Origin of the sequence: Pantoea allii (assembly GCF_046529425.1) — a bacterium.
GTDB lineage: Bacteria > Pseudomonadota > Gammaproteobacteria > Enterobacterales > Enterobacteriaceae > Pantoea > Pantoea allii.
The window spans coordinates 359552-373836 of record NZ_CP125958.1; the positions used below are offsets into that span (position 1 = coordinate 359552).

Below are 14285 nucleotides of genomic sequence, written 5' to 3' on the forward strand. Positions count from 1 at the left end.
TGTCATCTGTGTGTAAAATATACACTGCTATAATTGAACTTGTGGATAACTTTGTTTTCCAAGTAGCACAGATTGCTTTTGGTTTTCCTGCGACGTTGACATAATGTGACGTGCGCTTAAGGAAAGATGCGGCAATTCCACTGATTTTGTGAGGGTTTGAATGACCAAAGAAATGCAAACTTTAGCTATTGCTCCTCTGGGCAACCTGGAATCTTATGTTCGGGCTGCCAATACCTGGCCGATGTTGTCGGCAGAAGAGGAAAAGGCGTTGGCTGAACGGCTGCATTACCAGGGCGATCTGGATGCGGCAAAGACGCTGATCCTGTCTCACCTACGCTTTGTTGTTCATATCGCTCGTAACTACTCAGGCTACGGCCTGCCTCAGGCTGACCTGATTCAGGAAGGTAACATCGGCTTGATGAAAGCCGTTCGTCGCTTTAATCCTGAAGTTGGCGTCCGTCTGGTGTCCTTTGCCGTTCACTGGATCAAAGCGGAAATTCACGAATACGTGCTGCGTAACTGGCGTATCGTGAAAGTGGCGACCACCAAGGCACAGCGTAAGCTGTTCTTTAACCTGCGTAAAACCAAGCAGCGTCTGGGCTGGTTTAATCAGGATGAAGTGGAAATGGTCGCGCGTGAGCTGGGCGTAAGCAGCAAAGATGTGCGAGAAATGGAATCGCGCATGGCGGCTCAGGATATGACCTTTGATATGTCCGCTGACGATGAAAGCGGCGAAGGCAAATCCATGGCCCCGGTGCTGTATCTCCAGGATAAAACCTCTGATTTTGCCGACGGCATTGAAGAGGATAACTGGGAATCCCATGCGGCCGATAAGCTGACATACGCAATGGAAGGCCTGGACGAGCGCAGCCAGCATATTATCCGTGCCCGCTGGCTGGATGAGGACAACAAAACGACCCTGCAGGAACTGGCCGATCGTTACGGCGTTTCCGCAGAGCGCGTCCGACAGCTTGAAAAGAACGCGATGAAAAAACTTCGAATGGCGATCGAAGCCTGACGAGACAGGGCGACCTCAGGTCGCCCTTTTTACTGCCTGCACGTTATTTCACCCAGCCGTCAACCTGCGCACGAAAACCACACGCCTGCATAAACGCCGCCCGGATGCGTTGATCGTCACTCCCGTCATCGGCAATCCACCAGTCGTTCAGCGATGGATTCTGCTGCATCGTTTCTTCCAGGAGATACTGACCGACACCACGCCGTTTGGTGGCCTCTCTTACCGTCAGATGATGCACCTTGCCATGAATCCCTGAAATTTCTAACTGCAATGCCGCCAGCAAACGATCGTTGAAGCGCGCGGCATAAAGACGATGGCTTTCATTTAACGACGCCTCCAACTGCGCGATATCCCTTTCAGGCCAGATCTTCCCCAGGTCTGTCCGGTCCTGCTGCGTCAGCGAGGTCAGACGCATAATGGTGAGCTTCATAACAAACACCTGTATGTGTAAAAAGCCGATAATGTAGTCAATTCCCGTAACCGGAACCCCGACACATTTTAAGCAATAAAACAGGTCAAAACCGCGACCGAGTGCCAGGATAATAGTGATAAACAGGTATTCCGATTTTAAAGACAGCATAACGCGCTGGCCTGGTAAGCAAAAGCTGTGCATTGCCTCCAGATGATTATGCTGCTTAACATTGCGAATCATGAATATGTCAGTTGCTTTACAGAATATACTTCCTGTTTAATAGTCTGAAATATAAAGCCTTATTACTAATAAAAGCCAGAAAAGCGTGCTAACTCATTATTGTTAAATCAGTTTTCCACTTTATCTGGCAGAAAATAACATCACTCACAACAAACACGACATAACTGATGGGGTAGTTCGCATGAAAATGACAGGTCGCGCGTTACTGGCAGGATGCGTTGCATTGGCGATGAGCCATGCGGCAATGGCGAAAGATATTAAAATAGCTATCGTAGGTGCCGCTACTGGCCCGGTCGCGCAGTATGGTGATATGGAATTTACCGGCGCTGCACAGGCGATTAAAGATATTAATGCCAAAGGTGGCGTAAACGGCGACAAACTGGTCGGTGTGGAATATGACGATGCCTGTGACCCAAAACAAGCGGTTGCAGTGGCCAACAAGGTGATTAACGACGGCATTAAATATGTCATCGGACACCTGTGTTCTTCCTCAACGCAGCCTGCTTCAGACATCTACAATGACGAAGGCGTGCTGATGATTACCCCGGCCGCCACGGCACCTGAACTGACCGCACGGGGTTATGCAGACGTGATGCGCACCACCGGTCTGGATTCTGATCAGGGCCCAACCGCAGCGAACTACATCCTGGATGTGATTAAACCAAAACGTATCGCTGTTGTGCATGACAAACAGCAGTACGGACAGGGCCTGGCGGAATCCGTCCAGAAAACCCTGAAAGCCAAAGGTGGCAACGTGGTGATGTTTGAAGGGATCACCGCAGGCGATAAAGATTTCTCTACCCTGGTTGCCCGTCTGAAGAAAGAAAACGTGGATTTCGTTTATTACGGCGGTTACTACCCGGAGCTGGGCCAGATTCTGCGCCAGGCTAAAGCCGCAGGCCTGAAGGCCGGCTTTATGGGACCAGAAGGCGTGGGCAATGCCTCGCTGTCTAACATCGCGGGCGATGCGTCTGAAGGGCTGTACGTCACATTACCAAAACGTTACGACCAGCTGCCACAGAACAAGGCGATTGTTGAAGCCATTAAAGCCAACACCGCGTCTAACCGTAAAGATCCTACCGGACCTTTCGTCTGGACCACCTATGCGGCTATCCAGTCTCTGGTCACCGGCATCGAGCGCAGCAAGAGCGATGAACCCGATGCGATTGCGAAGAACCTTAAAACCGGCGCACCTGTTCCAACGGTTATGGGCGACCTGAGCTGGGATCAGAAAGGCGATCTGAAGGGCTTTGAATTTGGTGTCTTCAAATGGCACAAAGACGGTTCGTCTACCGCTGTTAAATAAGGCAATGACTCTTCCCCGTGATCGGTGATCGGTGATCGGTGATCGGGGAAGCAGGCGAAGGCCATGCGCACGCTGTCGTGCCGCCTTCGCCTTGCTAACCCTCTTCTGCTGGCAGGAGAGGGGTTTTCTGGTTCCTGAGTAGGTCCTCACTATGTCCGAGCAGTTTCTCTATTTCATTCAGCAGATGTTCAACGGGGTAACCCTCGGGAGCACCTACGCGCTGATCGCCATTGGCTACACCATGGTTTACGGCATTATCGGCATGATCAACTTCGCCCACGGCGAGGTCTATATGATCGGCAGCTATGTCTCTTTTATCGTGATTGCCGCCCTGATGATGATGGGCATTGATACCACATGGCTGATGATTGCCGCCGGTTTTGTGATGGCGGTGATTATTTCCAGCGCCTATGGCTGGAGCATTGAGCGGGTGGCTTACCGGCCGGTCCGCTCCTCCAAGCGCCTCATTGCCCTGATCTCCGCCATCGGGATGTCTATCTTTCTACAAAACTACGTCAGCCTGACCCAGGGCTCACGCGATCTTGCGCTGCCGAGTCTCATTACCGGCCAGTGGACGCTGGGCGAAAGCAATGGTTTTGCGGCCACGCTGTCGACCATGCAGGTGGTGATCTGGGTGGTGACGTTCCTGACCATGCTGGCACTGACCTTGTTTATTCGCTATTCCCGCATGGGCCGCGCCTGCCGGGCCTGTGCTGAAGACCTGAAAATGGCCAGTCTGCTGGGGATTAACACGGACCGCGTGATATCGCTCACCTTCGTGATTGGTGCGGCGATGGCGGCAGTGGCCGGTGTGCTGTTAGGCCAGTTTTATGGCTCGATCAACCCGTTTATCGGCTTTATGGCAGGCATGAAAGCCTTTACCGCAGCGGTACTGGGCGGCATTGGCAGTATTCCCGGCGCGATGATTGGCGGTCTGGTGCTGGGCATTGCTGAAGCCCTGACCTCGGCTTATCTCTCAACCGAATATAAAGATGTGGTGTCGTTTGCCTTACTGATTGTGGTGCTGCTGGTGATGCCGACCGGTATTCTGGGCCGTCCGGAGGTAGAGAAAGTATGAAACGCCTTGGTCTGGTCAATGCACTGATCTCTACGGTCATGCTGCTGGTTCTGGCCGCGTTCTTTATGGGAATGCGCCTCGATCTGAATGGTACGAAGCTGCAGGTGGTGAATGCCGGTAGCGTGCGCTGGAACTGGATATTTATCGGTTGTGCGGTGGTGTTCCTGTTCCAGCTGCTGCGCCCGCTGTTTCAGGGCAAGCTGAAACGCAGCGGCGGCCTGGTGCTGCCCGGCTTTGATGGTTCCACGCCAAAGCAAAAGCTCGTCATGGCATTGATGATCGCCGCCGCCGTTATCTGGCCGTTCCTGGTCTCGCGCGGCAGCGTTGATATCGCGACGCTGACGCTCATCTACATCATGCTGGGCCTGGGGTTGAACGTGGTGGTTGGGCTGTCAGGGCTGCTGGTTCTGGGTTACGGCGGGTTCTACGCGATAGGCGCTTATACCTTTGCCCTGCTCAATCATTACTATGGTTTCGGTTTCTGGCAGAGCCTGCCGCTGGCTGGTTTAGTGGCTGCCGCGTTTGGTCTGCTGCTGGGGTTCCCGGTGTTGCGGTTGCGTGGTGATTATCTGGCGATTGTGACGCTCGGCTTCGGCGAAATCGTCCGTATCCTGCTGCTGAATAACACCGCGATTACTGGTGGGCCAAACGGTATTGCCCAGATTCCCAAACCCACGTTCTTCGGCCTGGAGTTTGGCCGCCGCGTCAGTGAAGGTGGATGGGGCACGTTTCACGACGTCTTTGGCATGAAATACGATCCCAGTGACAGGGTGATTTTCCTGTATCTGGTGGCATTACTGTTGGTGGTGCTGACGCTGTTTGTGATTAACCGCCTGCTGCGTATGCCGCTCGGCCGGGCCTGGGAAGCATTGCGTGAAGATGAGATTGCCTGTCGCTCGCTGGGCTTAAGCCCGACCCGTATTAAACTCACGGCCTTTACCATCAGTGCTGCCTTTGCGGGGTTTGCCGGTACGCTGTTTGCTGCCCGTCAGGGATTTGTCAGCCCGGAATCTTTTACCTTCGTCGAATCTGCTTTTGTCTTAGCCATCGTCGTGCTGGGCGGGATGGGATCGCAGTTCGCCGTTATTCTGGCCGCCATTTTGCTGGTGGTTTCACGTGAACTGATGCGTGATCTCAATGAGTACAGCATGCTGGTATTGGGTGGATTGATGGTGCTGATGATGATCTGGCGTCCACAGGGCTTACTGCCCATGAAGCGTCCGCACCTGAAACTCAGGCAGGGTAAACAAGGAGAGCAGGCATGAGTCAGCCTTTGTTAGCCGTTGAGGGCCTGATGATGCGCTTCGGCGGTCTGTTAGCCGTGAACAACGTAAAGCTGGAACTGCGACCCCAGGAAATCGTGTCGCTTATCGGGCCAAACGGCGCGGGTAAAACCACCGTCTTCAACTGCCTGACCGGCTTTTACAAGCCCACTGGCGGCAGCATTACGCTGCGTGACAAGAATCTGGCCGGTTTATCCGGGCAGAAGATCGCCCGCATGGGGATTGTGCGTACGTTCCAGCACGTACGTCTGTTCCGCGAAATGACGGTGATTGAAAATCTGCTGGTCGCGCAGCATCAGCATCTGAAAAGCGGCGTCTTTTCAGGCCTGATTAAAACGCCCGCTTTTCGCCGCAGTGAAGGCGACGCGCTGGATCGTGCTGCCACCTGGCTTGAGCGCGTCGGCTTGCTGGACATGGCCAATCGTCAGGCCGGTAATCTGGCCTATGGTCAGCAGCGCCGACTGGAGATTGCCCGCTGCATGGTGACGCGCCCGGAGATTTTAATGCTGGATGAGCCGGCTGCCGGGCTTAACCCGCGAGAGACGCACGAGCTGGATGAGTTGATTGCCGAGCTACGTGGTGAGCATAAGGTTTCCGTGTTGTTGATTGAACACGATATGAAGCTGGTCATGGGGATTTCCGATCGTATCTATGTGGTGAATCAGGGAACGCCGCTGGCTAACGGCACACCGGAAGAGATTCGTAATAACCCGGATGTGATCCGTGCCTATTTAGGAGAGGCGTAATATGGCCATGTTAACCATTGATAACGTCAGTGCGCATTACGGAAAAATCCAGGCCCTGCACGGCGTTAGCCTGCATATTGACCAGGGTGAAATTGTGACCCTGATTGGTGCAAACGGGGCGGGCAAAACCACGCTGCTGGGTACGCTATGCGGTGAACCGCGTGCGACCAGCGGCACCATCACCTTTGACGGTAAAGCCATCACCGACTGGCAAACGGCGCGGATTATGCGCGAAGCCATTGCCATCGTGCCCGAAGGACGCCGCGTGTTTTCACGCATGACCGTGGAAGAGAATCTGGCAATGGGCGGTTTTTTTGCCAGCCGCCAGCAGTATCTGCAACGCATCGAACGGGTGTATACGCTGTTTCCGCGTCTGGCTGAGCGTAAAATTCAGCGGGCAGGCACCATGTCGGGTGGCGAACAGCAGATGCTGGCGATTGGCCGGGCACTGATGAGTCAACCGCGCCTGTTGTTACTGGATGAGCCTTCCCTGGGCCTGGCGCCGATTATTATTCAGCAAATATTCGATACGATTGAGCAGTTACGCAGCGAAGGCATGACGATTTTCCTGGTAGAGCAGAATGCTAACCAGGCTCTGAAACTGGCCGATCGGGGTTACGTGCTGGAAAACGGTCACGTGGTGCTGGAGGACAGCGGCGAGGCGTTACTTTCCAATGAGGCCGTGCGCAGCGCATATCTGGGCGCATAGGTGGCAGGCCTGGCTCTCAGGCCTGGCGCATGTCGGGCAGCGCTCACTCTCGTTATCGCTTTTTTGGGTTTCGAGGGTGGGGCGCTGTCACACTTCAGTTATCTGGCTCAACTTTCCTACCCTCGTCGTATCGTCCTCATGCATTAATCCCGCTTATCCCTGTCATCTTCTGACATTCCGCTGTCATTTTTCCGTCATCTGACTGTTATTTTTCCGTCATTTCAGCGTGTCATGTTACTTCGCGAGCAAAAAATGCGTGATAACGCGCGTACCTACCTGAACAGGAAAATTCTATGTCCGTTGTTACTTTTCGTCGTAGCCTGATGAGCGCACTGCTCGGTCTGGCGATCAGTGGTAATGCAATGGCCGCTACTGAGATCTCTTTCTGGCACTCAATGGAAGGCGAGTTAGGCAAAGAGGTTGACTCACTGGCGCAACGTTTTAACCAGGAACACCCGGATTACAAAATCGTCCCGGTGTACAAAGGGAACTACGAACAAAGTCTGGCGGCAGGTATCGCTGCGGTCCGCACAGGAAAAGCCCCGGCCCTGTTACAGGTTTATGAAGTGGGCACCGCCACGATGATGGCCTCCAAAGCCATCGTGCCGGTGTACCAGGTGTTCAAAGATGCTGGCATCCCAATGGATGAGAAGCAGTTTGTCCCTGCGGTCGCCGGCTACTACAGCAACGCACAAGGTCAGCTGATCTCTCAGCCCTTCAACAGCTCCACGCCGGTGCTGTATTACAACAAAGATGCGTTTAAAAAAGCAGGTTTGAATCCGGACCAGGCCCCCAAAACCTGGCAGGAACTGGCTAAGGATGCGGCCGCACTGCGTAAATCCGGCATGAGTTGTGGTTATGCCAGCGGCTGGCAGGGCTGGATTCAGATTGAAAACTTCAGCGCCTGGAACGGCCTGCCGGTTGCCACCAAAAACAACGGTTTCGACGGCACCGATGCGGTACTGGAGTTCAACAAACCGGCTCAGGTTCGTCATATCCAGCTACTGGAAGATATGAACAAGAAAGGGGACTTCACCTATTTTGGTCGTAAAGACGAATCGACCGCCAAGTTCTATAACGGTGACTGCGGCATGACCACCGCCTCATCGGGCTCGCTGGCGGATATTCGCCATTACGCCAAATTTAACTACGGCGTCGGCATGATGCCTTACGATGCGGATATCCCGAATGCACCGCAGAACGCCATTATCGGCGGCGCCAGCTTGTGGGTCATGAAGGGCAAAGATGCCAATACCTACAAAGGCGCAGCGGAATTTATGAAATTCCTCACCGAGCCAAAAATTGCGGCGGAATGGCATCAGAAAACCGGCTACCTGCCGATTACCACTGCCGCTTATGAGCTGACGAAGAAAGAAGGCTTCTACGAGAAAAACCCAGGTGCCGATATTGCGATTCGCCAGATGATGAACAAGCCGCCATTGCCTTATACCAAAGGCATGCGTCTGGGGAATATGCCGCAGATCCGTACCATCCTGGATGAAGAGCTGGAAGGCGTCTGGACCGGCAAGCAGTCGCCGCAGGCCGCGCTGGATAGTGCAGTGAAGCGGGGTAACGAACTGCTGCGTCGTTTCGAGCAACAGAATAAGTAATCCATTCTGCAGGGCCAGCTGCGGCTGGCCTTTTTTCCTTAAAAGTCAGAGAACGCTATGTCTCCCTCTCGCCCGGTGTTTCGCAATCGACTGTTACCCTATTTTCTGGTGCTGCCGCAGCTCTTGATCACCGCTATTTTCTTTGTCTGGCCGGCCGGTGAAGCCCTGTGGTATTCCCTGCAAAATCTTGATCCCTTCGGTATCTCCAGTACCTTTGTCGGGCTGGACAACTTCAAACGGCTGTTTGCCGACGGTCTTTATCTGGATACCTTCTGGACCACCATCAAGTTTAGCGGCATGGTGGCTTTCTTTGGCATGGTGTCATCGTTACTGCTGGCCGCGCTGGTGGACTACGTGGTGCGCCTGCGTAAGCTCTATCAGATGCTGCTGCTGCTGCCCTACGCGGTGGCGCCGGTTATTGCTGCCGTGTTGTGGATGTTCCTGTTCAGCCCCGGTCTGGGTTTATTAAGCTATCTGCTTAACCACATGGGTTATAACTGGAACTTTGCTCAGAACAGCGGACAGGCCATGTTTCTGGTGGTGCTGGCCTCGGTGTGGCAACAGATGAGCTACAACTTCCTGTTCTTTTTCGCCGCATTACAGTCGATACCGAAGTCGCTGGTTGAAGCTGCCGCCATTGATGGTGCAGGCCCGGTGCGTCGCTTCTTCTCGATTTCGCTGCCGTTGATCACGCCCGTGAGTTTCTTCCTGCTGGTGGTCAACCTGATTTATGCCTTCTTCGATACCTTCCCGGTCATTGATGCCGCGACAGGCGGTGGCCCGGTACAGGCGACGACGACGCTTATCTATAAAATTTATCGGGAAGGTTTTACCGGCCTGGATCTCTCCTCTTCAGCGGCACAGTCCGTGGTGTTAATGCTGCTGGTTATTGGCCTGACGGTCATTCAGTTCCGCTTCGTTGAGCGTAAGGTGCAATACCAATGATTGAAAATCGTCGCGGGCTGGACATTTTCAGCCATGTGGTGCTGGTGCTCGGCATCCTGACCATCCTGTTTCCGCTCTATGTTGCCTTTGTGGCGGCAACGCTGGATAACGACGCCGTGTATAACGTCCCGATGACGCTGATTCCCGGCACGCACCTGTGGGAAAACATTTCGCACATCTGGACGCGGGGCGTGAACGGCAACGGTCCGGCCTTTAGTGTGCTGCTGATGAACAGCGTTATCATGGCGCTGGGGATAACCATTGGCAAAATCCTGGTGTCGATTCTGTCGGCCTTTGCGCTGGTGTGGTTTCGTTTTCCGCTGCGCTCACTGTTCTTCTGGATGATCTTTATCACCCTGATGCTGCCGGTCGAAGTGCGTATTTTCCCGACAGTGCAGGTTATTGCCGATCTCAACCTGCTGGACAGCTACAGCGGGCTGACCCTGCCACTGATGGCCTCGGCCACCGCCACCTTTCTGTTTCGGCAGTTTTTTATGTCGCTGCCGGATGAGTTAATCGAAGCGGCGCGCATTGACGGTGCCAGCGCGATGCGTTTTTTCTGGGACATTGTGCTGCCCCTGTCGAAAACCAACCTGGCGGCGCTGTTCGTTATCACCTTTATCTACGGCTGGAACCAGTATCTCTGGCCCCTGTTAATTATCGATAACGCAAACCTGGGCACCGCCGTGGCCGGGATCAAAAGCATGATCTCCACCAGTGGTTCGCCGACCCAGTGGAACGAAGTGATGGCGGCAATGTTATTAACCCTGATTCCACCGGTAGTGGTGGTATTTGTTATGCAGCGCGCCTTTGTGCGTGGTCTGGTTGAGAGCGAGAAATAGAGATGGCAGGCGTAACCCTTCAGGCGGTGACCAAGTCTTACGACGGTAAAAATCAGATCATCCAACCGCTCAACGTCACGATTAATGACGGTGAGTTTATGGTTATGGTTGGCCCCTCCGGCTGCGGCAAATCCACGCTGTTGCGCATGGTCGCCGGACTCGAACGGGTAACCTCTGGTGATATCTATATAGCCGATAAACGCGTGACCCATGAAGAGCCGAAAGATCGCGGCATTGCCATGGTGTTCCAAAACTATGCGCTCTATCCCCATATGTCCGTTGAAGAGAACATGGCCTATGGCCTGAAAATTCGCGGCATGAGCAAAGAACAGGTTCGTCAACGGGTGCTGGAAGCCGCGCGGAGCCTGGAGCTGGATCATCTGCTGACGCGCCGTCCACGCGAGTTATCCGGTGGGCAGCGCCAGCGCGTTGCCATGGGACGCGCCATTGTGCGCGAGCCAGCCGTCTTTCTGTTTGATGAGCCACTCTCTAACCTTGATGCCCGCCTGCGCGTTCAGATGCGGCTGGAGCTTCAGCAGCTGCATCGTCGTTTGCAAACCACCAGCTTATACGTGACGCACGATCAGGTAGAGGCGATGACGCTGGCCCAGCGCGTTATGGTCATGAATAAAGGGATTCTTGAGCAGATCGGCACACCGGTTGAGGTCTATGAACGACCAGCAAGCCAGTTTGTGGCTTCATTTATGGGTTCACCGGCCATGAATCTGATCCATGGCAATATCAGCCAGGATGGCTCACGCTTTACGGTTGATGCCTCTCACAGCATCGCCGTTGGCGAGGGGAAAGCGAAGTGGGCCAATCGTCCTGTGGTACTGGGCGTCCGACCCGAACATATTCAGATCACCAGCCAGGAGCAGGGCGGCATTCCGTTCCGGGTGGAAACTCTGGAAATGTTGGGTGCGGATAATCTGGCACACGGCCGCATCGGTGAGGCGCGTTTAGTGGTACGCTTGCCACACAGCGAGCGCCCTGAAGCAGGCAGTACCTTATGGTTACATCTGCCTGTAGGGTCGCTACATTTCTTCGATTCAACGCACGGGAAACGTCTGGAATGAGCAAAAAACTGTGGCCTTATCCGTCGATCGTCGCCCATCGTGGCGGTGGCAAACTCGCCCCGGAAAATACCCTTGCGGCGATTGATGTGGGGGCAAAATATGGCCATCTGATGATTGAATTTGACGCCAAATTGTCGGCCGATGCGCACATCTTCCTGCTGCATGACGATACGTTAGATCGCACCAGTAACGGCTGGGGCGTTGCCGGTGAGCTGCCATGGGACAAGCTGTCGCAACTCGATGCTGGCAGCTGGTTTAGTGACGTCTTCCAGGGCGAAAAACTGGCCCGGCTGGATGAGGTGGCAGAACGCTGCCGTCAGCATGGCATGATGGCAAACATCGAAATTAAACCCACAACAGGAACGGACGCGGAAACCGGGCGCGCTATCGCTCAGGCGGCGGCAACGCTATGGCAGGGGCAAACCTTGCCGCTGCTTTCTTCTTTTTCGTATGCGGCGCTGGAAGCCGCTATGCAGGCTGAGCCTCAGCTACCGCGTGGGCTGTTATCTCACAGTTGGGATACGGCATGGAAAGAGAAAACTGGCGCGCTGGACTGCACCTCAATTCATCTGAATCACAAGGTTTTAACCGAAGCGCGGGTGGCAGAGCTAAAAGAGGCCGATCTGCGTATTCTGGTTTACACCGTCAACAGCCCTGACCGGGCCAGAACGTTGCTGAAATGGGGCGTCGATGCCATCTGTACCGACAGCATCGACCTGATTGGCCCCGATTTTAGTTAATACGCATTCTGTTGAGTCTGTTGATTCTGCTGCTGGCCCGGCTGCGATTTAATTACGCGCTGCTGGGCACTGTCCCGCTGTTCCTGCAATTTCCGCTGTAAATCCTGGTTCTGACGCTGCTGGTCCTGCTGCAGTTTATTCTGCTGTTGCTGCGACTGATTGAGCATCTGCGTTTGCATTCGCTGCTGGCTGGGGTTATAGCCAGGTTGATTAGGATTGTTGGTGTTATTCAACATGTTTGCCATGCCGGTTAACGGCAACAGGGCGGCGAAAACCATAAGCCACTTTTTCATTTTTATCCTCCAGTAAACGACCGGATGCTGTGTGCGCATGCCCGAATCGGGTCACGGGGTCGTGCAGATAAGTTTATGCACGAGTTCAAATTACTGCTCCAGGAGTGCGCTGAATTTGCGTTACTTCTTGATATTCGACTGTGTTTGTAGTCAGTTACATAAAGAATAAAGAAATGTAAATAAAAGTGGAGAGTGGAAACAACATGATGATGCAAGGCAAACTTCGCCAGCTGGGCTGGTCATTATTGATGAGTTTTACTGTTGTGACCGGGGCGGGTGCCGCGCCGGTTCAGGCACCGCCAGTCTCTTATGGTATCGACAGCGATACGTTTCATCCGGTTAAGGCGCATAACGGTATGGTGGCCTCAGTGGATGCGCTGGCAACCCAGGTCGGCGTTGATATCCTGCGCCAGGGCGGTAACGCGGTGGATGCCGCCGTTGCGGTAGGTTTTGCGCTAGCGGTGACGCATCCGCAGGCGGGCAACCTGGGCGGTGGGGGCTTTATGCTGCTGCGCACGGCATCAGGACAGACCACGGCCATCGATTTTCGTGAAATGGCCCCGGCGGCGGCTTCACGCGACATGTTCCTGGATAAGCAGGGAAATGCCGATAGCAAGCTTTCACTCACTTCACATCTGGCCTCAGGTACGCCCGGCACCGTGGCGGGTTTTGCTTTAGCCGTCAACAAATATGGCACGCTGCCGCTCAGCAAGCTGCTGGCTCCCGCCATTAAACTGGCGCGTGACGGTTTTGTCGTCAACGATGCGCTGGCTGATGATCTGAAAACCTACGGAAAGGAAGTGCTGATCACCCATCCCAACAGCAAAGCCATTTTCTATAAGCCGGATGGCACGCCGTGGATAAAGGGCGACCGTCTGGTACAAAAAAATCTGGCCCACAGCTTACAGTTGATTGCTCAGCAAGGCCCGGATGCCTTCTATAAAGGGAAAATTGCCGATCAAATCGCTGCCGAAATGGCCCAGCATGGTGGGTTAATCAATAAAGCCGATTTAGCAGCCTATCACGCGGTTGAACGCAAGCCTGTCAGCGGCACCTATCGTGGCTATGAGGTGTTCTCCATGCCACCGCCTTCATCGGGCGGTATTCATATTGTGCAGATCCTGAATATCCTGGAAAATTTTGACCTGGGCAAAATGGGCTTCGGCAGTGCGGACGCGATGCAGGTCATGGCGGAAGCGGAGAAATATGCCTACGCGGACCGTTCAGAATATCTCGGCGACCCGGATTTCGTTAAGGTGCCGTGGCAGGCGCTGACCAGTAAAGCTTATGCGAAGTCCCTGGCGCAGCAGATTGATATTGCCAAAGCCCGCCCGTCCAGCGACATCAAGCCGGGTAAACTGGCCCCGTATGAAAGCAACCAAACCACCCATTTTTCGGTTGTGGACAAAAGTGGCAATGCGGTCGCAGTCACCTACACGCTTAACACCTACTTCGGCAGCGGTATCGTCGCCGGTAACAGCGGCATTCTGATGAATAACCAGATGGATGATTTCTCAGCCAAGCCGGGTACGCCAAATGTTTATGGGTTAGTGGGTGGCGAAGCCAATGCCGTGCAGGCCAGGAAACGTCCGCTCTCTTCGATGTCACCGACTATCGTGGCGAAAGACGGGAAAACCTGGCTGGTAACGGGCAGCCCTGGCGGTAGCCGCATTATCACGACGGTATTACAGATGGTGGTAAACAGCATTGATTACGGTATGAACGTGGCAGAGGCAACCAATGCTCCACGCTTCCATCACCAGTGGCTGCCTGATCAACTGCGGGTTGAGAAGGGTTTCAGCCCGGATACCTTGCGGTTGCTGGAAGCCAAAGGTCAGCATGTGAAAGTGCTGCCGTCGATGGGCAGTACACAAAGTATTATGATTGGACCTGACGGGACGCTCTACGGGGCTTCTGATCCGCGCTCTGTAGACGATCTGAGTGCAGGATATTGATTTAAAAGGGCAACCTTGGGGTTGCCCGTCAC

General features: G+C 54.1%; 14 protein-coding genes. 12 read left to right on the top strand and 2 right to left on the bottom strand.

The genetic code is table 11. From position 1 onward, the window contains the following. The first annotated feature begins 160 nt into the window (after positions 1-160). On the top strand, positions 161-1018 hold the full coding sequence (rpoH, locus tag QNH99_RS01655; protein ID WP_013027559.1) for an RNA polymerase sigma factor RpoH: 858 nt from the start codon (positions 161-163) through the stop codon (positions 1016-1018). Between the two features lie 43 nt (positions 1019-1061). Here the strand turns inward: rpoH and panM are convergent, their stop codons facing one another. Continuing rightward, a complete protein-coding gene (panM, locus tag QNH99_RS01660; RefSeq protein ID WP_063881050.1) occupies positions 1062-1448 on the bottom strand; it encodes an aspartate 1-decarboxylase autocleavage activator PanM in 387 nt (128 codons plus the stop codon). 403 nt (positions 1449-1851) lie between these two features. Here panM and QNH99_RS01665 point away from each other — a divergent pair, with 403 nt between their 5' ends. From QNH99_RS01665 to ugpQ, 10 genes are all read left to right on the top strand, one after another. Further along, entirely contained in the window at positions 1852-2976 is a 1125-nt protein-coding gene (locus QNH99_RS01665) for a branched-chain amino acid ABC transporter substrate-binding protein (RefSeq protein WP_063877555.1), read from the top strand. Between the two features lie 151 nt (positions 2977-3127). Beyond that, positions 3128-4054, top strand: a complete 927-nt coding sequence (livH, locus tag QNH99_RS01670) for a high-affinity branched-chain amino acid ABC transporter permease LivH (RefSeq protein WP_063877554.1) — start codon at positions 3128-3130, stop codon at positions 4052-4054. Continuing rightward, positions 4051-5319 carry a high-affinity branched-chain amino acid ABC transporter permease LivM gene (locus QNH99_RS01675; RefSeq protein WP_063877553.1) on the top strand — a complete coding sequence of 423 codons (1269 nt, stop codon included), beginning with the start codon at positions 4051-4053 and terminating at the stop codon, positions 5317-5319. The genes livH and QNH99_RS01675 overlap by 4 nt, the downstream gene beginning before the upstream one ends. Continuing rightward, the gene (livG, locus tag QNH99_RS01680) at positions 5316-6083 is read left to right on the top strand and encodes a high-affinity branched-chain amino acid ABC transporter ATP-binding protein LivG (RefSeq protein WP_063877552.1); all 768 of its coding nucleotides are present in this window, start codon (positions 5316-5318) and stop codon (positions 6081-6083) included. The genes QNH99_RS01675 and livG overlap by 4 nt, the downstream gene beginning before the upstream one ends. A gap of 1 nt (position 6084) precedes the next feature. Beyond that, entirely contained in the window at positions 6085-6792 is a 708-nt protein-coding gene (gene livF / locus QNH99_RS01685) for a high-affinity branched-chain amino acid ABC transporter ATP-binding protein LivF (protein WP_063877551.1), read from the top strand. 293 nt (positions 6793-7085) lie between these two features. Further along, on the top strand, positions 7086-8402 hold the full coding sequence (ugpB, locus tag QNH99_RS01690; RefSeq protein WP_410517233.1) for a sn-glycerol-3-phosphate ABC transporter substrate-binding protein UgpB: 1317 nt from the start codon (positions 7086-7088) through the stop codon (positions 8400-8402). Positions 8403-8459: 57 nt separating this feature from the next. Continuing rightward, positions 8460-9347: a sn-glycerol-3-phosphate ABC transporter permease UgpA gene (gene ugpA, locus QNH99_RS01695; RefSeq protein ID WP_063877549.1), complete on the top strand. Its 888-nt coding sequence runs from the start codon at positions 8460-8462 to the stop codon at positions 9345-9347. After that, on the top strand, positions 9344-10189 hold the full coding sequence (gene ugpE, locus QNH99_RS01700; protein ID WP_096012672.1) for a sn-glycerol-3-phosphate ABC transporter permease UgpE: 846 nt from the start codon (positions 9344-9346) through the stop codon (positions 10187-10189). Before ugpA ends, ugpE begins: the two co-directional genes overlap by 4 nt. Positions 10190-10191: 2 nt before the next feature. After that, positions 10192-11265 (top strand): sn-glycerol-3-phosphate import ATP-binding protein UgpC, encoded by a 1074-nt coding sequence (locus QNH99_RS01705; protein WP_410517234.1) that lies wholly within the window; start codon positions 10192-10194, stop codon positions 11263-11265. Continuing rightward, the gene (ugpQ, locus tag QNH99_RS01710) at positions 11262-12005 is read left to right on the top strand and encodes a glycerophosphodiester phosphodiesterase (protein WP_063877546.1); all 744 of its coding nucleotides are present in this window, start codon (positions 11262-11264) and stop codon (positions 12003-12005) included. The genes QNH99_RS01705 and ugpQ overlap by 4 nt, the downstream gene beginning before the upstream one ends. Here the strand turns inward: ugpQ and QNH99_RS01715 are convergent. Next, positions 12002-12298 carry a DUF2756 domain-containing protein gene (locus tag QNH99_RS01715; protein ID WP_145394631.1) on the bottom strand — a complete coding sequence of 99 codons (297 nt, stop codon included), beginning with the start codon at positions 12296-12298 and terminating at the stop codon, positions 12002-12004. The genes ugpQ and QNH99_RS01715 overlap by 4 nt on opposite strands. Positions 12299-12501: 203 nt before the next feature. Between QNH99_RS01715 and ggt the strand changes: the two genes are divergently transcribed. Further along, positions 12502-14253, top strand: a complete 1752-nt coding sequence (ggt, locus tag QNH99_RS01720) for a gamma-glutamyltransferase (protein ID WP_109717818.1) — start codon at positions 12502-12504, stop codon at positions 14251-14253. The last annotated feature ends 32 nt before the right edge of the window (positions 14254-14285 follow it).

Excerpts from the sequence above, each read along its gene's own strand:
- ugpA (WP_063877549.1), top strand. The coding sequence starts at position 8,460 with ATGTCTCCCTCTCGCCCGGTGTTTCGCAATCGACTGTTACCCTATTTT.
- ugpQ (WP_063877546.1), top strand. The coding sequence starts at position 11,262 with ATGAGCAAAAAACTGTGGCCTTATCCGTCGATCGTCGCCCATCGTGGC.
- ggt (WP_109717818.1), top strand. The coding sequence starts at position 12,502 with ATGATGATGCAAGGCAAACTTCGCCAGCTGGGCTGGTCATTATTGATG.
- ugpE (WP_096012672.1), top strand. The coding sequence starts at position 9,344 with ATGATTGAAAATCGTCGCGGGCTGGACATTTTCAGCCATGTGGTGCTG.
- livH (WP_063877554.1), top strand. The coding sequence starts at position 3,128 with ATGTCCGAGCAGTTTCTCTATTTCATTCAGCAGATGTTCAACGGGGTA.
- QNH99_RS01675 (WP_063877553.1), top strand. The coding sequence starts at position 4,051 with ATGAAACGCCTTGGTCTGGTCAATGCACTGATCTCTACGGTCATGCTG.
- QNH99_RS01715 (WP_145394631.1), bottom strand. The coding sequence starts at position 12,298 with ATGAAAAAGTGGCTTATGGTTTTCGCCGCCCTGTTGCCGTTAACCGGC.
- QNH99_RS01665 (WP_063877555.1), top strand. The coding sequence starts at position 1,852 with ATGAAAATGACAGGTCGCGCGTTACTGGCAGGATGCGTTGCATTGGCG.
- QNH99_RS01705 (WP_410517234.1), top strand. The coding sequence starts at position 10,192 with ATGGCAGGCGTAACCCTTCAGGCGGTGACCAAGTCTTACGACGGTAAA.
- ugpB (WP_410517233.1), top strand. The coding sequence starts at position 7,086 with ATGTCCGTTGTTACTTTTCGTCGTAGCCTGATGAGCGCACTGCTCGGT.
- livG (WP_063877552.1), top strand. The coding sequence starts at position 5,316 with ATGAGTCAGCCTTTGTTAGCCGTTGAGGGCCTGATGATGCGCTTCGGC.
- panM (WP_063881050.1), bottom strand. The coding sequence starts at position 1,448 with ATGAAGCTCACCATTATGCGTCTGACCTCGCTGACGCAGCAGGACCGG.
- livF (WP_063877551.1), top strand. The coding sequence starts at position 6,085 with ATGGCCATGTTAACCATTGATAACGTCAGTGCGCATTACGGAAAAATC.
- rpoH (WP_013027559.1), top strand. The coding sequence starts at position 161 with ATGACCAAAGAAATGCAAACTTTAGCTATTGCTCCTCTGGGCAACCTG.